This is a genomic window from Kribbella sp. NPDC051952, from assembly GCF_040680855.1.
In the GTDB taxonomy this organism is placed as follows: Bacteria; Actinomycetota; Actinomycetes; order Propionibacteriales; family Kribbellaceae; genus Kribbella.
In genome coordinates this window covers 340,212-361,196 of the sequence record NZ_JBFAXQ010000005.1, presented here as the reverse complement: position 1 = coordinate 361,196, position 20,985 = coordinate 340,212, and the positions used below count along the sequence as shown (strand labels likewise).

Annotated in this window: 16 protein-coding genes; 10 read left to right on the top strand and 6 right to left on the bottom strand. The window is 68.8% G+C overall.

Translation table 11 applies throughout. The features are described 5' to 3' along the window. The first annotated feature begins 14 nt into the window (after positions 1 to 14). Both AB0L70_RS13105 and AB0L70_RS13100 read left to right on the top strand, forming a co-directional pair. A complete protein-coding gene (locus AB0L70_RS13105; protein WP_363683314.1) occupies positions 15 to 563 on the top strand; it encodes a dTDP-4-dehydrorhamnose 3,5-epimerase family protein in 549 nt (182 codons plus the stop codon). Then, on the top strand, positions 560 to 1,876 hold the full coding sequence (locus AB0L70_RS13100; RefSeq protein WP_363683312.1) for a glutamate-1-semialdehyde 2,1-aminomutase: 1,317 nt from the start codon (positions 560 to 562) through the stop codon (positions 1,874 to 1,876). Before AB0L70_RS13105 ends, AB0L70_RS13100 begins: the two co-directional genes overlap by 4 nt. Here the strand turns inward: AB0L70_RS13100 and AB0L70_RS13095 are convergent. Further along, complete coding sequence (locus AB0L70_RS13095; RefSeq protein WP_363683403.1) at positions 1,848 to 2,399, bottom strand: phosphatase PAP2 family protein; 552 nt, start codon at positions 2,397 to 2,399, stop codon at positions 1,848 to 1,850. The two genes, AB0L70_RS13100 and AB0L70_RS13095, sit on opposite strands and share 29 nt — an antisense overlap. A gap of 377 nt (positions 2,400 to 2,776) precedes the next feature. On the opposite strand from AB0L70_RS13095, the gene AB0L70_RS13090 reads away from it, so the two are divergent. From AB0L70_RS13090 to AB0L70_RS13070, 5 genes are read left to right on the top strand one after another with little or no spacing between them, the layout of a single operon-like run. After that, positions 2,777 to 4,267, top strand: coding sequence for a sugar transferase (locus AB0L70_RS13090; protein ID WP_363683310.1), 1,491 nt, complete (start codon positions 2,777 to 2,779; stop codon positions 4,265 to 4,267). Beyond that, positions 4,267 to 5,202 (top strand): GDP-L-fucose synthase, encoded by a 936-nt coding sequence (locus tag AB0L70_RS13085; RefSeq protein ID WP_363683308.1) that lies wholly within the window; start codon positions 4,267 to 4,269, stop codon positions 5,200 to 5,202. Before AB0L70_RS13090 ends, AB0L70_RS13085 begins: the two co-directional genes overlap by 1 nt. Further along, positions 5,199 to 6,182, top strand: a complete 984-nt coding sequence (gene gmd / locus AB0L70_RS13080; RefSeq protein ID WP_363683306.1) for a GDP-mannose 4,6-dehydratase — start codon at positions 5,199 to 5,201, stop codon at positions 6,180 to 6,182. The genes AB0L70_RS13085 and gmd overlap by 4 nt, the downstream gene beginning before the upstream one ends. Before the next feature lie 3 nt (positions 6,183 to 6,185). Continuing rightward, positions 6,186 to 6,962, top strand: a complete 777-nt coding sequence (locus AB0L70_RS13075) for a WecB/TagA/CpsF family glycosyltransferase (protein WP_363683304.1) — start codon at positions 6,186 to 6,188, stop codon at positions 6,960 to 6,962. Positions 6,963 to 6,971: 9 nt separating this feature from the next. Continuing rightward, a complete protein-coding gene (locus AB0L70_RS13070) occupies positions 6,972 to 8,246 on the top strand; it encodes a hypothetical protein (protein WP_363683302.1) in 1,275 nt (424 codons plus the stop codon). Here the strand turns inward: AB0L70_RS13070 and AB0L70_RS13065 are convergent. The 3 genes from AB0L70_RS13065 to AB0L70_RS13055 all read right to left on the bottom strand — a co-directional run bounded on the left by AB0L70_RS13065 (position 8,233) and on the right by AB0L70_RS13055 (position 13,717). Beyond that, positions 8,233 to 9,732, bottom strand: coding sequence for a fibronectin type III domain-containing protein (locus AB0L70_RS13065; RefSeq protein ID WP_363683300.1), 1,500 nt, complete (start codon positions 9,730 to 9,732; stop codon positions 8,233 to 8,235). The two genes, AB0L70_RS13070 and AB0L70_RS13065, sit on opposite strands and share 14 nt — an antisense overlap. 99 nt (positions 9,733 to 9,831) lie before the next feature. Continuing rightward, complete coding sequence (locus AB0L70_RS13060) at positions 9,832 to 11,358, bottom strand: fibronectin type III domain-containing protein (protein WP_363683298.1); 1,527 nt, start codon at positions 11,356 to 11,358, stop codon at positions 9,832 to 9,834. Between the two features lie 139 nt (positions 11,359 to 11,497). Further along, positions 11,498 to 13,717 (bottom strand): LamG-like jellyroll fold domain-containing protein, encoded by a 2,220-nt coding sequence (locus AB0L70_RS13055; RefSeq protein ID WP_363683296.1) that lies wholly within the window; start codon positions 13,715 to 13,717, stop codon positions 11,498 to 11,500. A gap of 135 nt (positions 13,718 to 13,852) precedes the next feature. Here AB0L70_RS13055 and AB0L70_RS13050 point away from each other — a divergent pair, with 135 nt between their 5' ends. Next, on the top strand, positions 13,853 to 15,472 hold the full coding sequence (locus tag AB0L70_RS13050; protein WP_363683294.1) for a Wzz/FepE/Etk N-terminal domain-containing protein: 1,620 nt from the start codon (positions 13,853 to 13,855) through the stop codon (positions 15,470 to 15,472). Between the two features lie 5 nt (positions 15,473 to 15,477). Continuing rightward, positions 15,478 to 16,767, top strand: a complete 1,290-nt coding sequence (locus AB0L70_RS13045; protein WP_363683292.1) for a hypothetical protein — start codon at positions 15,478 to 15,480, stop codon at positions 16,765 to 16,767. Here the strand turns inward: AB0L70_RS13045 and AB0L70_RS13040 are convergent. Further along, a complete protein-coding gene (locus AB0L70_RS13040; protein ID WP_363683290.1) occupies positions 16,753 to 18,288 on the bottom strand; it encodes a right-handed parallel beta-helix repeat-containing protein in 1,536 nt (511 codons plus the stop codon). The genes AB0L70_RS13045 and AB0L70_RS13040 overlap by 15 nt on opposite strands. A gap of 67 nt (positions 18,289 to 18,355) precedes the next feature. Then, positions 18,356 to 19,762, bottom strand: a complete 1,407-nt coding sequence (uxaC, locus tag AB0L70_RS13035; RefSeq protein WP_363683288.1) for a glucuronate isomerase — start codon at positions 19,760 to 19,762, stop codon at positions 18,356 to 18,358. A gap of 175 nt (positions 19,763 to 19,937) precedes the next feature. On the opposite strand from uxaC, the gene AB0L70_RS13030 reads away from it, so the two are divergent. Continuing rightward, positions 19,938 to 20,936 (top strand): LacI family DNA-binding transcriptional regulator, encoded by a 999-nt coding sequence (locus AB0L70_RS13030; RefSeq protein WP_363683286.1) that lies wholly within the window; start codon positions 19,938 to 19,940, stop codon positions 20,934 to 20,936. Positions 20,937 to 20,985: the final 49 nt, after the last annotated feature.

Sequence of the window (20,985 nt, the reverse complement as noted above, 5' to 3'; positions counted from 1 at the left end):
CAAAAGGGGGACCGATGGACGTCATTCAGGTACCGGGGATCGCGGGGGCGCTGCTGTTCCGGCCGACGCCTCATGTCGACGAGCGGGGCTTCTTCTCCCGCACCTTCGACCGTGACGTGGTGAGAGCGGCCGGGCTGGACCCGGACGCGTTCCTCCAGGACAGCCTGTCCCGGTCTCGGCGTGGTGTCGTCCGTGGCATGCACATCCGGTCCGGCGCCGGCGAGGCCAAGCTGGTGCGTTGCTCGTACGGCGCGGTCTTCGACGTGGTCGTGGACCTGCGCCCGGACTCACCGACGTACCGCAATCGTGAGGTCTTCGATCTGACCGGCGACAACCAGGTGACGGTCTACGTGCCGGCCGGTTGCGCGCACGGCTTCCAGGCCCTGACCGAACCGGCCGACGTGTCCTACCGGATCGACCGGGCGCACGACCCGTCCGAGGACGTCTCGATCAGGTTCGACGATCCCGACCTGGACATCCCGTGGCCGCTGCCGGTCACGCTGATGTCGGACCGGGACCTGGCCGCACCGACGCTCGCCCTGGCCACCGCGAGGTTGACATGACCAAGTCGTTCAGCAAGTCCGTCGAGGCCAACGCCCGGCTGCACGATCTCATCCCGGGTGGTGCCCACACCTACGCCAAGGGCGAGGACCAGTACCCGCTCGAGATGGCGCCGGTGATCTCGCACGGCCGCGGTTCCCACGTGTGGGACCTCGACGGCAACGAGTACATCGAGTACGGCTCCGGCCTGCGCGCGGTCAGCCTCGGTCACGCGCACCCGAAGGTACTGGAGGCGGTCCGGCGCGAGCTCGACCGCGGCAGCAACTTCGTCCGCCCGAGCATCGTCGAGCTCGAGGCGGCCGAGCGCTTCCTCGCCTCGGTGCCGACCGCCGACATGGTGAAGTTCGCGAAGAACGGCTCCGACGCCACCACCGCCGCGGTCAAGCTGGCCCGCGCGGTCACCGGCCGTCCGCTCATCGCGCTCTGTGCCGACCATGCGTTCTTCTCGATCGACGACTGGTTCATCGCCCGTACGCCGATGTCCGCGGGCATCCCGGAGGAGATCGGCGGCCTGACCGTCGGCTTCCCGTACGGCGACCTGGCTGCGACCGAGGAGCTGCTGATCCGGCACGAGGGCGAGATCGCCTGCCTGATCCTGGAGGCCGCGACCCAGCAGGACCCGCCGGCCGGTTACCTCGAAGGCCTGCGCGATCTGGCCCACCGGTACGGCGCCCTGCTGATCTTCGACGAGATGATCACCGGCTTCCGCTTCTCGGCGGCCGGGGCCCAGGGCCTGTACGGCGTGACGCCTGACCTCTCCACCTTCGGCAAGGCCCTCGGCAACGGGTTCGCCGTGTCAGCGCTCGCGGGACGCCGTGAGCTGATGGAACGCGGCGGACTGCGCGACAGCAACGAGCGCGTGTTCCTGCTGTCCACCACGCACGGCGCCGAGACGCACTCACTCGCGGCCGCGATCGCGGTGATGGATGTCTACGCCGAGGAAGGCATCTCGGCCCGGCTGCACGAACTGGGCAACAAGCTCGCGGCGGGTGTCCGGGAGGTCGCGGACGCGGCCGGAGTCGGCGACTATGTCGTCGTCCGCGGCCGGCCCAGCAACCTCGTCTTCGGCACGCTCGACGAGAACCTCGCGCCGTCACAGCCGTACCGCACGCTGTTCCTCCGGGAACTGATCCTCGGCGGTGTCATCGGCCCGTCCTTCGTGGTGAGCAGTGCACTGACCGACGAGGACATCGCGCACACCGTCGAAGCGGTCGCCCAGGCCTGTGTCGTCTATCGCAAGGCGCTCGACGCCGGTGACCCGACGGCGTGGGTGGGTGGACGACCGGTCAAGCCGGTGTTCCGCCGTCACGTCTGAATCTGTCGATCACCGCTGCGGTCGCCGGGATCACGAACAGCGCGCAGCCGAAGCCGCCCAGCGTGTCGGTGGGGTAGTGGGCGGTCAGGTGGATCTGGGCCCAGGCCATCAGACCGCCACCGAGGACGGCGAGCGCCAGCACGATCGCCGTACTCGCGATCCGGCCGGCCCTGAGCAGATCGGCCAGTAACAGGCCGAGGACCATGGCCGCCGCGGTGCCCGCGGCGGTGTGGCCGCTCGGGTAGGTGAGGAAGTCGTCGTGGATCCGCCGGTCCACGACGTACTTGAGGCCGGTCGTGATGACGCTGAGGGCGGCGATGCCGAGGACGGCGGTGGCGGCCAGCCGCCGGCGTCCGGCGATCAGGCAGAGCGCGGCGACCGTGAGCACGAGCACGGTCCGCCCGAGCGGTTCGCCGAGCCAGTCCAGCAGGCGGATCAGGTGCCAGGCTTCGGCCGGCGAGTCCTCGACGACCTGCTGGACCCGCCGGTCGAGGCGGCTCGGGCCGGTGCCTCCGGCAAACATCACGGCGGGCACGATCAGTAGCGGAAGGCCCGCGATGGCCAGGCCGAGAGCAGGCCGGCGAACGGCCGCAGATAACGCTGGAGTCACGGGCGGGCGGGCAACATCCCCTGCCCGTGCGGCACTATCCGACGTCATCCCCCACCCCCACGCAAATTCTATCCAAGGGATCCCGTGGCACCGTCGCTGCCGAACCGCCGACGTAGTACTCTGCCATGTCGCACCGCCGACGGGCGGGTGAATTCCTGGGGATGTGGGGCAAGGACGTTTTGCCGTCACCGTGTGTGACTATCTCCGATTGACAGTGTGGCAAGCCGAGTGCAAGCTGCGGTGGGCACGGACCGTGTCCGGCCGGTCGCAGCAGGAAACGAGGGTCTGGAGTGAGCGGAGCCGAGGCGCCGGATGCCGTTGACGGCCGTCGCCCACTCTGGGTGGTGCCGCACGAGGTGCCGGCGATCGTTCCGCTTCCGTTGCGGTCGACCGAGCCGCGCTGGGTCGGTGTCTACCGCTGGGCTGCCGTCGGTGGTGACCTGCTCTCCGCGATGCTCGGTGTCTCGATTGCTCTGCTGACCCGGTTCGGCTACCACGTCGGTGGTGGCTACCTGATCATGAGCAGTCTGCTCCCGCTGGCCTGGGTCGGTTCGGTCGCGCTGTCGAAGGGCTACGACCCGCGGTACTTCGGTGCCGGTCCGGACGAGTTCCGGTCGCTGCTGCGGTCCGGGGTCGGCCTGACCGCGGCCGTCGCGATGACGTCGTACGTGACGAAGACCGAGATCGCGCGCGGCTTCGTCGTACTGGCGATTCCGGTGATGGTGGGTTCCGCCTTGTTCCTGCGGTACGCGCTGCGGAAGGACCTGCACCGGCACCGGGTCCGAGGTCGCTGCATGCACAGGGTTCTCGTGGTCGGGCGTAACGGTCCGGCCGCGACGCTGTGTGAGCACCTGGAGAGCCGTCCCACCGACGGATTCCGGGTGGTCGCGACCTGCCGACCGCGCGGGGACGGGCACCAGAACGGACCGCTGCAGCTGGAGGAGCTGGACGAGCCGGACATCCTGGCCGCCGCCGACCGGCACGCGGTCGACGTCGTCGCCATCTCCACCGATCCCGAGTTGGTGGGCCAGTCGCTGCGCCGGTTGTCCTGGGCGCTCGAGCAGCGCGGGATCGAACTGATCGTGTCACCGGGCATCATCGAGGTGGCCGGCCCGCGGATCTCGGTCCGCCCGGTCGCCGGCCTGTCCCTGCTGCACCTGGAGCGGCCGTCGGTCAGTGGCGGCCCGCACCTGATGAAGGCGGTCTTCGACCGGATCGTCGCCCTCGGCTTCATCGTCGTGCTCGCGCCGTTGCTGATCGGCCTGGCCCTCGCGGTCAAGGTGACCAGCCCTGGTCCGGTGCTGTTCCGGCAGCAGCGGGTCGGCCGTGCGGGCGTCGAGTTCACCATGCTGAAGTTCCGGAGCATGTACTCCGATGCCGAGCAGCGACTCGGTGACCTGTTCGCGTTGAGCGACGGGAACGGCGTGATCTTCAAGATGCGCGACGACCCGCGGATGACGCCGTTCGGCCGCTGGATCCGGCGCTTCTCGCTCGACGAGTTGCCGCAGCTGTTCAACGTGCTGCTGGGCGACATGTCCCTGGTCGGCCCGCGCCCGCCGCTGTCGGAGGAGGTCGCCCTGTACGCCGCGGACGACTCCCGCCGGATGCTGGTCAAGCCCGGGATCACCGGCCTGTGGCAGGTCAGCGGCCGCAGCGACCTGTCCTGGGACGAGTCGGTCCGGCTCGACCTGCGGTACGTCGACAACTGGTCGATGACCCTGGATCTGCTGATCCTCTGGAAGACCGTGCGCGCGGTGATCTACGGCGCGGGAGCCTACTGATGTCACTTGACCCCACCTCGCGCGTCTACGTCGCGGGCCACCGCGGACTGGTCGGCTCGGCCATCTGGCGCCGGCTGGAAGCGGCCGGGTTCACCGACCTGGTCGGCGCCTCGTCGGCGGAGCTGGATCTGCGGGACCGGGAGGCGACCTTCGCGTTCCTGGCCGAGCACCGGCCGGCGATCGTGGTCGACGCGGCCGCGCGGGTCGGCGGCATCCTGGCGAACCGGGACCACCCGACCGAGTTCCTCAGCGACAACCTGCGCATCCAGGTCAACCTGATGGACGCGGCGCTGGCCGTCCGGACGCCCCGACTGCTGTTCCTGGGCTCGTCCTGCATCTACCCGAAGTACGCCGAGCAGCCGATCCGCGAGTCGAGCCTGCTCACCGGTGAGCTCGAGCCGACCAACGACGCCTACGCGATCGCGAAGATCGCCGGGATCATGCAGGTCCAGGCAGTACGGCGTCAGCACGGGCTGCCCTGGATCTCCGCGATGCCGACGAACCTGTACGGCCCGAACGACAACTTCGATCCGACCAGCTCGCACGTGTTGCCGGCGTTGATCCGCCGCTTCGACGAGGCCCGGCGTACGGATGCCGCCGAGGTCGTGTTGTGGGGGAGCGGTACGCCGCGGCGCGAGTTCCTGCACGTGGACGACCTGGCCGATGCGTGCCTGCATCTGTTGCAGAACTACGACGCTCCGGAGCCGATCAACGTCGGTGTCGGTTCGGACGTGACAATCCGCGAGTTGGCGGAGCTGGTCGCGCGCGTGGTCGGGTATACAGGTGCGATCAGCAACGATTTGTCCAAGCCGGACGGCACCCCGCGCAAGCTGCTCGATGTGAGCCGGCTGCTGGCGCTGGGCTGGAAGCCGTCCATCGATCTCGAAGACGGTGTGGCCGCTACCTACGCCTGGTATCTGGAGCATGCCTCGTGAAGAAAGCGTTCATCACCGGGATCACCGGGCAGGACGGGTCGTACCTGGCCGAGCTCCTGCTGGCCAAGGGCTACGAGGTGCACGGCCTGATCCGCCGGGCCTCGACGTTCAACACCAAGCGGATCGACCATCTGTACGAGGGGCCGCAGGCGAAGGACAAGCGGCTGTTCCTGCACTACGGCGACCTGACCGACGGCTCGCGGCTGGTGACGCTACTGGCCTCGATCCAGCCGAACGAGGTCTACCACCTGGCCGCCCAGAGCCATGTCCGGGTCTCGTTCGACGAGCCGGAGTACACCGGTGACACCACCGGGATGGGTACGACGCGGTTGCTCGAGGCGATCCGGATGATCAGCCTGGACTGCCGCTTCTACCAGGCGAGCTCGTCGGAGATGTACGGCGCGTCCGCCCCGCCGCAGAACGAGGACACCCCGTTCTACCCACGCTCGCCGTACGGCGCGGCCAAGGTCTACGGGTACTGGATGGCCCGGAACTACCGCGAGGCGTACGACATGTTCGCGGTGAACGGGATCCTGTTCAACCACGAGAGCCCGCGCCGCGGTGAGACGTTCGTGACCCGGAAGATCACCCGGGCCGTCGCCGCGATCAAGCTCGGCCGCCAGGACCGCCTGTACCTGGGCAACCTGGACGCCTGCCGCGACTGGGGCTACGCGCCGGAGTATGTCGAGGGCATGTGGCGGATGCTGCAGCACGACACCCCGGCGGACTACGTGATCGCGACGGGGACGTCGTACTCGGTCCGCGACTTCGTGTCGCTGGCCTTCAATCATGTCGGGCTGGACTGGGAGCAGTACGTCGACTACGACGCCCGGTACGTCCGCCCGACCGAAGTGGACTCGCTGATCGGGGACGCGTCCAAAGCCATGACCGAGCTGGGCTGGAAGGCCCAGGTGCACGTGCCCGAGCTGGTTCAGATCATGGTCGACGCGGATCTCGCCGCGCTGACCCCGGAGGACTGACTGATGACCGATATGCAGACTGCGGCGACGACAGCCGACCGAGTCGATGTCCTGGGCATCCACATCAGCATCACCAATCTGGATCACACGGTCGGCACGTTCGGCCGCTGGATCGACCACGACGCCCGCGAGCTGGTGTGCGTCACGGACATGAACGCGCTGCTGCACGCGCGCGCCGACGAGCGGCTGACCGAGGTGTACAACACCGCCGGCCTGACGGTCCCGGACGGCATGCCGCTGGTCTGGGCCGGCAAGAAGGCCGGCTTCGAGCGGATGGACCGGGTCGCCGGGCCGGACCTGCTCGAGCGGGTGATGGCCGAGGCTGCTGCGCGCGGCTGGACGCAGTACTTCTACGGCGGTGCCGAGGGTGTGGCCGAGGAGCTGCGCGACGTCTTCCAGGAGCGCCACCCGGCGTTGAAGGTGGTTGGCACCGAATGCCCGCCGTACCGGCAGCTGACCGAGGCCGAGGACGCGGACGTGGTCGCGCGGATGAACGAGGCGCGGCCGGACATCATCTGGGTCGGGCTCGGCGCACCGAAGCAGGAGCGCTGGATGGACGACCACCGGGACCGGCTGAACGCACCGATCCTGATCGGTGTCGGTGCCGCGTTCGACTTCCACACCGGCCGGCTGGACCGTGCGCCGCTGTGGATGCAGCGGGCCGGACTCGAGTGGAGCTACCGGCTCTACAAAGAGCCGAAGCGCCTCTGGCGCCGGTATGTGCTGGGCATCCCGCGTTTCGTCCTAGGCATCCTCCGCCACCCCCCGCGCTCGCTGTAGCGTGCTGGAGTGAAGTTCCGGCGGCCGAAACTACGTCGGCTGGCCGGACCGGCTGGTCGTGCCAGTTGGGGTTTGGCCGACCAGGCACTGTCGAGCCTGAGCAACCTCGCGGTCGGCGTGGTGGTCGCGCGGTCCAGCACGGTCGCCGACTTCGGTGTGTACGCGCTGGCCTTCGGTGGATACACGATCGCGCTCAACGTATCTCGTGCGGTTGCCACCGAGCCGTTGGCTGTCCGGCACTCCGGTCCGCGGTCACCTGCGTGGGAGCGTGCGGTTCGAGCCAGTACGGCGACTGCTTTGCTGGCAGGGTTTCTGGCGATGCTGGTGGGCCTGGCGATCGCGGCGTTCCCGGGTGTTCCGTCCAGGGGAGTGCTGATCGCGTTCGCGGTGACGATGCCCGGGTTACTGCTGCAGGACGCGTGGCGGTGGGCGTTCTTCGTGATCGGCGAGGGACGCCGGGCGTTCGTGAACGACCTGATCTGGCTGCTCGCGATGCTGGTGATCTTCGGCGGCCTCTACCTCACTGACACCGCGTCGGCGTTCACGCTGACGTTCGCGTGGGGATTGGGGGCCGTGATCGCGGCGGTGGCCGGCCGGTTCCAGGCCGGGATAGCGCCGCGACGGCAGCTGATCCGCGAGTGGGTACGCCGGAACTGGGACCTCAGCCCGAAGTACGTGGGGGAGATGCTCGCGGTCTCCGGCACGATCCAGGTCTACATGCTCGGTATCACCGCGGCCGCCGGTCTTGCCGCGACAGCCGGTATCCGTGGTGCCCAGGTCCTGCTCGGCCCGGTGAACGTCCTCAACCAGGGCATCCGGATGATCTCCGTCCCCGAGGCCGCACGTGCTCTACGCCACTCCTACCGCCGGCTGTGGCTGGTCGGGCTGGCCATCTCGCTGGGTGTCGGTGCGGGCGCGCTGGCCTGGGGTGCGGTGTTCCTCCTGCTCCCGTCAGTGGTCGGCCGTCAGCTTCTCGGCCCCGGTGTCTGGACGCAGGCCCACGAGGTCCTGATCCCGGTCATCCTCCTGCAAGCCTTAGGTGCTTCGAACGCCGGTGCCTTCGCCATCCTCAGAGCCCTCACGGCCGCCACGCGAGGCCTGAGGGTCCGACTGATCTCCTCCGTCATCCTGATCACCTGCGGAGTCTCCGGCGCCTACCTGTGGGGCCCCAAGGGCGCCGCCTGGGGTCTGGCCGGCGCCTCCTGCGCCACCCTCCTGCTCTGGTGGACCGAAGCCACCAGAGCCATCGCAGCCCACCGCAGGTCGGCTGCTACTTCACAGTGATCGTGGAGTAGCCACCGCGGACTGCGGTGTGGCCGTCGTACACCTCGATGCGGTACATCTGCGACGTACGTGACGGTGCTGCCGGGTCGGTCAGCGTGACGCTGGGCCGGCTCCAGAAGGTGGAGCTGGCCGTGCTCGTGGCGACGACCTTGTTGGTGGCACCGCGGAGGAGGCGGTAGGTCAGGACCATGTCGTCGTTGTCCAAGGACGTCCGGACGGTTGCCTTGACCTGGCCGGCCGTCGTACTGGCCAGCGTCGGCACCACCGGACCGAGTGGCGCTGCGCTGTTCCCGAGGGTGGTGAATCGGGTCAGGCCTTGCTGCTTGACTCCGTTGACCTTGGTGAAGTCGCCGCCGACCCAGAGATCACTCCCACCGGTCGCCGACACGAGCGGTCCGACCTCGGTGGGTGGTCCGGCGTCCGTGTTCGGGAACCACGGCCCCAGAGAGCCGGTCGCCGGGTTCTGCAGCAACAAGAAGTGCGTGCCGGTTCCGTCAGCGAAACCACCCGGACAGCTGTGCGCGTGCGAGCCCTTGAACAGCCACCCGTTCACGACGGTCAGCGCCTCGGTCGCGCCGAGGCACGTGTTCTTCCACACCAAGGTGCCGGTGGCAACATTCGCCGCCCAGGTCCCGTCGAAGCATCCACGGCCGTCACCGGCGTTCGCGAAGTACACCCGGTTCCCGGAGGTCTCGATGTCCTTCACCCGGGACGTGCACCCACTGGCCGGCAGCGGCAGGGCGGACGCCGCGGGGAACGGCAGCAACGCACCGGTCGAGTTGTTCACACTCGCGACCGCCCAGCGACTCGTCGTACCGATCTTGGCGAACGTGCCGCCCAGGTAGACCTTCGAGTTGTCGTCGGCCGCGTCGATCGCGTACACATCGTTGTCGGCCATCGGGTTCCACGGCAGCAGCGAACCGTTGACCGTGCTGATCGCGGCGGCCCGGTTCCGGGCGATGTTGTTGACCAACGTGAACGACCCGCCGAAGTACAGGCTCGTCCCGCCGATCGCGAGTGTCTTCACCCGGTAGGACACGCTGGGCTTGATGTTCGCGACCAGCGCTCCGGTCGCGGTGTCGAACGCGGCGATCCGGTTCCGGACCTGCCCGTCCACGCGGGTGAAGTCGCCACCGACGTACACCCGTGAGCCGTCGGCCGACGCCACGATCGCCCAGACGATCCCGTTCAGCTCGTGGTCGAACGTGGTGTCGAGTGCACCCGTGTTCTGGTTGAAGGCGGCCAGGTAGGTTCGGCTGGTCTGGTTGATCCCCGCCGCCGCGCCTGGTGGGCGGACCTTCAGGAACCGGCCCCCGACGTAGGCCTTGCCCTTGGCAACGGCCAGGCCGAGCACGCTCGCATCGGTCTGCCAGCTCGAACCGGCGACGGCGGTCAGTCCTGCCCCGGTGCTGACGGCCGGCTGTGCCGGCATCAGGCCGAGGACCAGACCGGCAGCCCCCAGCGCCGCAGAGATTCTTCTCCCCATGATTCCCCCTTACTGCCAATCTACGATCGGCAGCAGCCCGGAAGGTCGCATGGCAAGGGGGTCTGCCCTTTCAGGCAGACCCCCTTCGACTGCTTGGTACTACGGGATCTTCACACTGACCGACGGGCTCTTCATGATGTTGCGCCCGTCGTGGACCTCGATGTGGTACGTGTACGTCGACCCGCGCTTCAGGCCCCGGTCCGTCACGGTGTAGGACTTCCGCAGCTGCCAGAAGTACGTGCTGTACTTGCTCGAACCGACGTTGGTCGAGCCCCGGAACACGTTGTACGTCAGCGAGATGTTGTCCACGTCGTACACGTCGGAGTACTTCACGTACACCCGGCCGGACGACGTCGCCGTCACGATCGGCTTCTTCGGTACGGCGGGAGCCGCGCCACCCGGCGCGTTCGTGAACCGGGTCAGACCCGCCTGGACCTGTCCGTTGACGTGCAGGAAGTCGCCACCGACCCACAGGTCCGTGGCCGTACCGGCCATCGCCAGCGGACCGACCTGGGTGGTACTTCTCGGGTTGGCGTCGGTGTTCGGATACCAAGGGCCGAGGTTGCCGTTGATGGTGCTCTCGACCAGCAGGTAGTGCGTCCCCGTGCCGTTGCCGAAACCGTTGGGCGACGACGAGCAGTCGTGCGCGTGCGAGCCCTTGTAGAGCCAGCTGCCGATCGCCTTGATCGCCTCGGTCGCGCCCAGGCACTTGTTCTGCCACAGCAGCTTGCCGGTCGACACCTGCGCGGCCAGGACGCCGTCGTAGCAACCGCCGCCGTCACCGCCGTTGGAGACGTAGACGTTGTCGCCGAGGGTGTCGATGTCCTTCACCCGGGTGGTGCAGGTGGCGGTCGGCTTCGGGATCGCCGCCGCGGCCGGGAACGCGAAGGCGGCACCGGTGGTGTTGTTCAGCATCGCCAGCGAGTAGTGGTCCTTGCCGTTGACCGTGCTGAACGGGCCACCGACGAAGACGCGGGTGCCGTTGTCGGACACGTCGATCGCGTACACGTCGCTGTTGGCGTTCGGGTTCCACGGCAGCAGGTCGCCCTGGATCAGCCGGACCGCGCCGAGCCGGTTGCGGACCGCGCCGTCGATCTTGGTGAACGCGCCGCCGATGAACACGCTGTTGCCGTAGATCGCCAGCGCCTTGACGCGGGCCGCGACGACCGGGTCCCAGGCCGAGACCATCTTGCCGGTGACGACCGAGAACATCGCGATCTTGCTGCGCTTGATCCCGTTGACCGTGGTGAAGTCACCGCCGATCACGACCCAGTTGCCGTCCGGGCTGGTGGCGATGCTGTAGACCGGGCCGTTCAGGACCGGCGCGAACGAGGTCGGAGCGCCGGTGGTGCGGTTGAACGCGGCGATGTAGGTGCGGGCAGCCTCACCTACGCCGGCCGGCTTACCTGGCTGGCGGATCCGCGTGAACAGACCACCGGCGAACACCGTGTTGCCGGAGATCGCGATCGCGTTGACGCTGCTGTTGGTCTGCCATGAGGTCTGTTTGATCGCCGAGACGGCCGAGCCGAAACCCGGTGTCGCCGCCTCCACCGGCGGTCCGGAGGGGATCAACGCCGCGGCGAGTACGGCCGCGGCAGTGACGACGGCGAGAACTAGCTTCTTCATTTATGTCCTTCGGACAGGCGGGGTAAAACAGTGCATGCCTCATCACGCACCAGAGGCGGACATTAGTCCTGTGGGAGGCCCACGCCAAGCGGGCCCCCCACTCGCGTTATGACTTTGTGCTGCAGTTCCCAGAATCTGTTCAGCGCGCTGCGTAGTGGCCCTGTACCTGAACGGGACTGAGCGCGTACGGATAGACCGCCGCCTCGTCGATTCCCATACCGGTCTGGGTGGCCCCACCACCGGGCCAGGTGCTCGTGTTGTCGAACCCGACCCGCCACCAGCCGTAGTAGATCGAGGCCGCTCCGGCGCTGCCACTGCCGGCTAGAGCTCCATCGACGTACAGCTTCATCAGGCTGCCGTCGTACGTGCCGACGACGTGATGCCAGAGCCCGTCGTTCTTCCCGGTCGCACTGGTGAGCGTGCGCTGGGTGCCGTCGTTCACCCCGAAGACGATCGACCCGTTGGTGCGCATGTAGAGCATCCGGTCGCCGCCACCGCCGCTGTTCCCGGTCTTCGAGTTGCCGAAGCCGATGATCCGGCCGCCGCGGTTGACGCCGCTCTGCTTCACCCAGGCCTCGACCGTGAACTGCTGCGGGAAGCTGTACGCCTTCTCGCCGACCATCCGCCCGGAGGTCGAGCTGGTCGTCATCGACGTGTTGCCCGAGATCGCGCCGGCGCCGCCCAGCGTCACCCCGGTGAACGTGCCGTTGTTGCTCTGACCCGAGGCGTCGACCGAGGTCGTCGTACCGACCGCCTCACCCAGCCGCCAGTACGCCTGCGGCCCGTCGGAGTTGATCAGCTGGTCGTACGCCGTCGACGGCGTCGTGGCGACCGTGATCGGGTCGGAGTAGTTACCGCGGACCGTCGTACTGCCGTCGGTGACCTCGACGCGGTAGTTGGTCACCTCACCCGGCACCGCGGTGGAGTCGGTGAAGTGCAGCCAGGGCTTGTCCCACGGCACGGACTTGGCGGTCCAGGTCGCGATCGTGGTGTTGCTGAAGCCCTTCAGCAGCCGGTAGGTCAGCGTGCTGTCGTCGTTGTCGAGCACGGTCGGGAAGTGGATCTGCACCACCCCGGGCTGGACGCTGTACGGCAGGAGCTTGGCCGGCTTGGCCGGAGCCGCCCCCGGCGTCGCGTTGGTGAAGTGGGTCAGGCCCTGCTGGGCCGCGCCGTTCACGTGCAGGAAGTCGCCGCCGACCCAGAGGTCGTTTCCGCCGGTTGCGAAGGCCAGCGGACCGACGTTGGTCACGCTGTTCGGGTCCGCGTCGGTGTTCGGGTACCACGGTCCCAGCGTTCCGTCGGTGATCTTCTCGCTGAGCAGGAACCGGTAGTCGAAGCCCTGCGGGAAGCCGCCGGCACCCTGGTTGGCGCAGTCGTGCGCGTGCGAACCCTTGTAGAGCCAGCCGTTGACGACCCTGACCGCCTCGGTGGCGCCCAGGCACTGGTTCTTCCACTTCAGCGTGTTCGTCGCGATGTCGACCGCCCAGGTGCCGTCGAAGCAGCCGCCACCGTCACCGCCGTTGCCGAAGTACACGGTGTCACCGCTGGCGTCGATCGACTTCACCCGCGTGGTGCAGGAGCCGTTCGGCGGCGGGACCGCGGACGAGCCCGGGAACGGCAGTACGCCGCCGGACGCCGGGTCGAGGCTGGTCACGGTGTTCTGGTTGGTGCCGTTGACGGTACTGAACTGGCCACCGGCGTACACCTTGGAGGCGTTGTCGGCGACGTCCACGGCGTACACGTCGCCGTTGACGGCGGGTGCCCACGGCAACAGCGTGCCGGCGTCGGTGGTCACGGCCGCGAGCCGGAGCCGCTCGATGTTGTTCACCAGGCCGAACGAGCCGCCGAAGTAGACCGTCGTACCGGAGACGGCGATCGTCTTGACCCGGTAGGAGACCGACGGCTTCCAGTTCGCCACGAGTGCGCCGGTGGCGGTGTCGAAGGCCGCGATCCGGTTCCGGGTCTGGCCGTTCACGGTGGTGAAGTCGCCGCCGATGAAGATCCGCGAGCCGTCCGCGGTGGCGGCCACCGCGTAGACCTGACCGTTCAGAACCGGGTTGAACGAGCTGACCAGCGCACCGGTCGAGGCGTCGAACGCGGCCAGGTACGCCTGGGCGACCTCACCGGTCCCCGCCGCGGCGCCCGGCGGACGGACGCTGGTGAACCGGCCTCCGGCGTACGCCTTGCCGGCGGCCACCGCGATGCCTTGAACGCTGGCGTTGGTCTGCCAGCTCGAACTGTTGACTGCCGAGAGCGAGGCCTCGTTGCTCTGCGCCGGCGGCGCGGCAACGACAACCAGCGAACCGGCGACGAGAGCGCCCACGATCCCCAGACGCGCGAACGACCATCTCTTTTTCATCTGTGATGTCCCCCCTTGGACATATGTAAATCCCAAATCCCCAGACAGAGAGTAAGGCACAGGACGAGATGCTGTGGTCATAGCGCGCCCAGGTGCCTATATCCTGGGGCGCTGGCACGAGGGAGTGAGGTTGGGATGGAACCGGGCACCGTGGTCTGGCGGGAGACCGCTCAGTCACTGCTACGGCAGAAATGGCTCATCATCGGCTGCATCCTGCTCGGACTGGCCGGAGCCTCCGTGTTCGCGCTCTCCCAGACTCCGCGCTGGACCGCCTCGAGCCAGCTCGTGATCGGCCCGGCGGTGCCGCCGGCCCTGGTCGGGAAGCTGGTCGCGAGCGCGGACAAGACCGGTCCGCTCGGTATGGACCTGCCGGCCGAGACCCAGGCGCGGGTGATGGCCAGCCCGACGCTGCTCCGCGCGGTCGTGAAGGCGCTGGGCATGCCGGACGACGACCAGACTCTTCAGGACCTGGCATCGGTGACCCGGGTGAAGGCCGTCACCGACAACGCCTACCTGGTCACCACCGACGGCCCGACCGCGACGAAAGCGGTCGAGCGGGCCAACGCGATCTCGACGATCTACCTGAAGCAGCGCAACGACGAGGCCAAGGCCCTGCTGACGAACCTCGCCGGCCAGGCGCAGGACCGGGCCAAGGCCGCGAGCCAGCAGTCGAAGACCCTGGTCAGCCAGATCGACGAAGCGATCCAGCGCGGCGACAACCAGACCGCCTCGGCCTACCGGGACCAGCGGGTCACGCTGGCGACCGAGGCCCGCCAGGCCGCCGACGACTCGGCCGCGATGCTCAAGGCGCTGACGGCTGTCGGTGCGGGCAGCCAGCTGGCCACACCGGCCACCACTGACACCGCGAGCTCGTCGCCGATGGTTGCCCGCGACATCCTGGTCGGCGGCATCCTCGGCCTGGTGCTGGGCTTCGGACTCGCGCTGCTCCGGTCCCACTTGACGCCGTACATCCTGACGCGGGACCAGGCGGCGCGGGCGGCCAGCTCGCCGGTCATCGCTGCCTCCGAGGGGCACCGTCGCCGGTTCTGGCACCGGGCCGCTCCAGAGTTACCGCAGTACGAGATCACCGCGCTGGGCGCCGAGGCGAGCGGTGCCCTTGCCCGCCGCGAGCTGAACCCGCGCGCTTTCGCCGGTGGCGGCCCGGGCGCCCTGCTGGTCGTCTCCGCCTCGCCCACCCCGAACTCGGCCGGTATCGCACTGGCCATGGCCGAGGCGAACGCCCGCGACGGCCGCGAGACCCTGCTGGTCCTGGCCGACATCGAAGGTACGCCGGTCCTGCCACACCTGACCGGCCATGAGGGCCTGACCGACCTGGTGATGGAGCCGGCCGCGACCCGGGCGATCCGGGCCCGCAAGCTGTTCCGGCCGGGCACGGTCGCCGACCTCTACGTGCTGCCGCCCGGGCTGAACCACGAGGAGACCGCGGAAGCGGTCGGGCCGTCGCTGGTGCCGGGCATCGTGGCGGACCTGCCGCCGGGGTACTCGGTCGTGATCCACGGTCCGGCCTCGGTCGGGCGGCACGGCATCACGCCGCTGGCGGCCGCCGTCGACGCGTCCGTGCTGGTAGTGCAGGTCGGGCTCGACAAGGAGATGGACCTCGCGCGGCTCACCGGTGCGCTGCAGTTCGCCGGTGCTCCGGTGCTGGGCGTCGTACTCATCGGTGCCTCGTCGCACGACGAGACGCTGGGCATCCCGCTGAACTACAAGCCGCTCGACTCGGCTCCGCTCCGCTGACCGTCATGATGCGCGGCTCGGCGGGGACGCAGCTCGCGCCGCCAGTGCCAGGCACGGTCGAAGGGGAGATCCAGAAGCCGGCCTGGTTCTGGCTGACGCTGTGGTGCCTGTTCGTGCTCGGCGTACAGCCGTGGTCCTCGCGGGTCGCGGCGCCGCAGGGTACGACGGGGTCCACCAACAGCGTGATGAAAGGGCTGCTGCTGGGCGCGATCTTCCTGATCGCGGTGGCGGCGACCAAACCGGGGTTCCGGACCCGGGTGAATCTCGCGGGCATGATGTACGTGATGTACGTGCTGTTCGCGTGCGCCACCGCCTTCCTGCTGGCGGAGCCGATGGGGCCGTTGACCCGGTTGGCCCGGTTCATGGTCGGGCTGGTCCTGGTCTTCCTGCTCTGGCGGCCGCTGGTGCAGATCCCGGAGCGGCTGGTCCGGGCCCATCTCTGGGCCCATCTGTTGCTGGCGGCAACGGTCATCCTGAGCCTCGCGTACGCGCCGTCGCAGGCGTGGCGGCCGCTGTCGTCCTTGGGTGCGGGGTATCGCCTGCAGGGCGTGATCATCCCGATGCTGCCGCCGCGCGTCGGCGAGGTCGGCGCGATCCTGCTCGGGCTCGCGCTGATCGGGTTCATCTGCCGCAAGCTCTCGTTCTTCCCGGCAGCGGCGTTGATCGGGCTCGGCGGCGTACTGGTCGCGGCGAGCCGGACCCGGACCTCGGCCGCGGCGGTCGGCTTCGGGCTGGTGGTCGCGTTGATCATCACCCGGAAGACCTGGGTCGGGCGGATCGCCAGCCTGGTGGTTCCGGCGATGGTCGGGCTCGCGTTCCTGACCATCGGCTCCCTGCACACGTGGTTGTTGCGTGGGCAGGGGACGCAGCAGATCAGTTCGCTGAGTGGCCGGACCACCAGCTGGCAGGCGGTGCTGGACGAGAAGGTCTCCGTCCAGACCGCGATCATCGGGCACGGCCTGGGCAACAAACGGGTCCTGCTGACCCGTGGCGAGGGCGACGTCGACGTGATGGCGATCGACAACAGCTGGCTCGGCCTCTACTGGGAGACCGGGCTGCTCGCGGTCGCGATCGTCGGGATCGCACTGATCCTGGCGTGGATCTCGGTGCTTCGGGCGCCCACGCCGTACATCCGGGCCTGTGGCGCGCTGCTGCTCGGCTACGTCACGACCGCCTCGCTGAACGAGAGCGGCCTCTCGGACCTCTCGTCGATGACGCTGCACCTACTGGTCGCCGCCGCCATCTGCGACGCCGACCGAATACGACAACGAGCCCGTTCGCTAGCTGCTCACTGAGTCCTGGTCGAAGCCGGCTTGTTGCCACTGCGACCAGGTGAGGGTTCTGCCCTGGTAGGCGAAACGATCGGCTGACTGGCCGGCGATCTGGTAGCTGTTGCGGCGGAACGTGACGGCGCCGGGCTTGGCGGGGGAGCCCTTGTTCTCGACCACACCGGTGCTGGCGGTCGCGTCGTCCATCACGACCGAGTTGCCCTCGATCACGACGTTGGACAGGACGTACGTGCCGCGCGGACCGTCGCCGCGGGTGCGGGACTGCAGCGAGATGCCGTTGCGGTTGGCCTGGATCAGGTTGCCGCGGACCTGGACGTCGGAGGACGTGTTGACGTTGATCCCGCCGCCGTCCCACAGCGTCCCGCCGGACCCACGGCCGGTGCCGAAGCCGTTGTGCTCGACCACGTTCTGGTCGATCACGGCCTGGTAGCTGATCTCGTACCGGATCCCGTCGGCCGCGTTGTCGCGGATCCGGTTCCCGGTGATCCGCCGGTCGTACTCGGCGATGTCGCTCCACATCCCGATCCCGAGGTTCGCGACGATGTCGTTGCCGCTGACCTCACCCGACGACCGGGTCGACTTGATCCCACCGGACTCCCAGTCGGCGATCCAGAACCCGTCGGTGTTGTTCCGGGTGACCAGGTTCGCGGTGATCCGGACGCCGGCCGACTTGTACTGACCGATCCCGAGCTGCCCGTTGTCCGCGACCGTGTTCCGGCTCACCTCGGCGCCGTCGCCTTCGATCACCATGATCCCGACGGCGTGGTTCCAGCGGACCTCGTTCGCCGTCACCTTCCAGCCGGTGCCGACCTGCAGTGCGCCGCCCTGGGGCAGGCTGGCGAAGTGTTCGATGGTGAGCCCGGTGACGGTGACGTTGTCGGCCGACTTCTCGATCGCCGTCTGCGTCCGGGACATCTCGACATCGCTGCCGCCGGGGTCGTCCCCGACGTACACCTCGTTCGCTGCGTAGTCCTCGAAGAACGTCCCGGCCTTGAGCTGGCCGAGGCCCATCACGCGGGTCAGATGCTTGCCGTCGACGAAGACCTGCTCGCCGCGCTGGCATGGCTTGGCCTGGTTGTCCTCACACTGCCCCTTGAGCGGGTACGCGGCCGGCAGCACGCCCTGCACCACCCAGCCGGCGCCGGAGCGCTTCCAACCGCTCAGACGCACAGACCCCGTGAGTACGGCGCCTGGACCGCTGAGTGTGTCACCTGCGCGCGGCTGGATCGCGCGCTTGATCCGGTGCACGCCCTTCGCGAAGCAGAAGGTGCTGCGCTTGGGTGCCGCGTCGATCACCGACTGCGGGTCGGTGCCGACCGGGATCGCGACGCCTCTGCAGGGCTTCGCCGTACTGGGTCCGGTCGGGCCGAGTGCAGCGGCAGCAGCGGCCGGCGGACCGGTTGGCACGGTCACCGTGGTCGTCGCCTGACCACCCTTCGGCGGCTCACTCGATGGCCCGGTGTCCGAGCACCCGGCCAACAGCAAGACCAGCACGGCACCACCCGCCGCGACAGCACGACGCCTCATCCACACCCTTTCACCCACCCCCGGCGAACAGATCTGCGAGAGACTACCCGCCCGCCGGGTGCGCGGCTCAGGCGAGGTATGTGTCGCGGGCCAGGTTGTAGGCGAGGTCCTTCGCGACCTGTACGGCGTCATCCTCGTCGATCCGGTGCTGGACGACCAGGTCGGCGAGGTAGCCGGCGTCGATGCGGCGGGCCAGGTCGTGGCGTGCCGGGATGGAGAGGTACGCGCGGGTGTCGTCGACGAAGCCGGACATGTTGTAGAAGCCGGCCGTCTCGGTCACGAGCTCGCGGAACCGGCGCATCCCGTCCGGGCTGTCGAGGAACCACCACGGCGCTCCGAGCCGGACGGCCGGGTAGACGCCCGCGAGCGGCGCGAGCTCCCGCGAGTAGACCGTCTCGTCCACGGTGAACAGCACGATCCCGAAGCCCTCGGCGTGACCGAACCGCTCGAGCAACGGCCGCAGCGACCGGGTGAACTCGGTCGCCACCGGGATGTCGTGCCCCTGATCCGGCCCGTACGTCGCATGAATGGCCGAATCGTGATCCCGCAGTACGCCCGGGTGCAGCTGCATCACCAGTCCGTCCTCGGCCGACATCACCGCGGACTGGTACAGCATGTGCCCGGCGAACACCGCCGCGTCCTCCGCCGTCACGTCACCCTTCAACGCACCCGAGTAGATCCGCGCCGCCTCCGCATCCGTCAGGGGTACGGCGGCCGCGTTGAGGTGCCCGTGGTCGGTGGCCCGCGCACCCGCCGCCACGAACGCCTGCCGACGTTGCCGGATCGCCTGCAGGTACCCGTCGTACGTCGAGGTGTCGACATCGGCCAGCGCACCGAGCTGCTGGGCCAGCTCGGGCCAGCCTGGCCGATCGAGGTGTACGACGGCATCCGGCCGGAAGGTCGGGACCACTCGGCCGGGCAGGTCCGCCGCGAGCTGGGCGTGCTGGGCGAGATCGTCGGTGGCCGCGTCCGTGGTGGAGATCAGCTCGATGTTGAACCGGTCGAGCAGGGCCCGCGGCCGGAACTCCGGCTCGGCGATCCGGGCCGAGATCTGGTCGTACAGCTCGTCGGCGGTCTCGGCCGACGGGTGCGTGGTCACACCGAGGACCTCGGCGAACTCGTGCTCGAGCCAGTACCGGCTCGGCGTACCGAGGAAGAGGTGCCAGTTCGAGCAGAACTCACGCCAGACCTCCCGTGGGTCCGCGGTGGTCCTGCCGTCGCGGCGCGGGAGCCCGAGGCGGTCGGGGGAGATGCCCTGGGAGATCAGCATCCGGGTGACGTAGTGGTCCGGGACGACCAGCAACTCGGCCGGGTTGCCGAACGGTGCGTCGGTCGCGAACAGCCCGATGTCGACGTGGCCGTGCAGACACAGCAGCGGCAGGTCCTTCGTCGAGGCGTGGATCCGGCGGGCGACGTCACGGGCCTCGCCCGCGGGCAGGGCGCGATCCGGATGAGGCTGCAGGGCCTTCGGCATGAATCCTCCGGGAAGAGTGGCTGCAACGAACTCTGCAAAGGATTGCAGTGAGCTCGTGCCCGCACAAGTGCCTGTCCACAAGGCGAATTGGTGACGGCCTGCACAGTCGATGATCGAGAGCTTGACACGGGACTGAAAGCGATTGCAGACTCTGCCGCGGAGGAGGTGACCATGCATGCCTGCGACGCCTGCGACGCTTCGTGACGTGGCCCGGCTTGCCGGGGTGTCGCCTTCCACCGTGTCCAGAACGCTGTCGATGCCGGCGATGGTCAACGCCGCCACCCGGGCCAGGGTGGCCGCCGCGGTCGAGCAGTTGGGCTACCAGCCCAACCGCGCCGCCCGCGGTCTGATCACCGGCCGCACCGGCACGATCGGCCTCGTCGTGCCCGATCTGGCAAACCCGTTCTTCGCCAGCGTGGTCAAAGGCGTGCAGGCCCGCGCCCGCCGGTCCGATGTGGCCGTCTTCGTCGCGGACACCGACGAGGACGAGGTGGCCGAGGTCGGTCTGGTCCAGGCCCTGTCCAAGCAGGTGGACGGCATCGTCCTCTGCTCACCGCGGGCCAGCGACGCCGATCTGTCCGCGATCGCCGAGAATACGAACGTCGTACTGGTCAACCGTGCGGCGGCGGGCATCCCCGGCATCACCTACGACAACGAAGAGGGCATGCGGCAGGCCGTCGCGCATCTGGTCGCGCTCGGGCATCGCCGGATCGCCTGGGTCGGTGGACCCGCCACTTCGTGGTCGACCCAGCATCGTGGTCTCGGTCTGCGCACCGCGGTCGAGGAGCACCACGCCGAGGTAGTTGCGGTCGGCAACTTCGCGCCGACGTACGAGGGTGGTATGGCAGCGGCCGACCAGGTCGTCGCGACCGGCGCCACCGCCGTGGTGACCTACAACGACCTGGTCGCGATCGGGCTGCTGGCGCGGTTGCACACGCGGGGGATCTCGGTGCCCGGGGTTCTCAGTGTCGTCGGCGTCGACGACATCGCGATGTCCCGGATGGCCCGGCCGGCGCTGACCACGGTCCGGTTGCCCAAACAAGAAGCCGGCCGGATCGCGGTCGAGCTCCTGCTGGCCCTGCTCGACGACCCGGACGGCTCCATCGACCCGCGCGGCACCCTGCACGGTGAACTCATCGTCCGCGACTCCACCGGTCCGGCCCCGAACCCCTAGATCCCCGCCCCTGGAGATCAACCGCCCCGATCCCGAGGAGATAGATCCG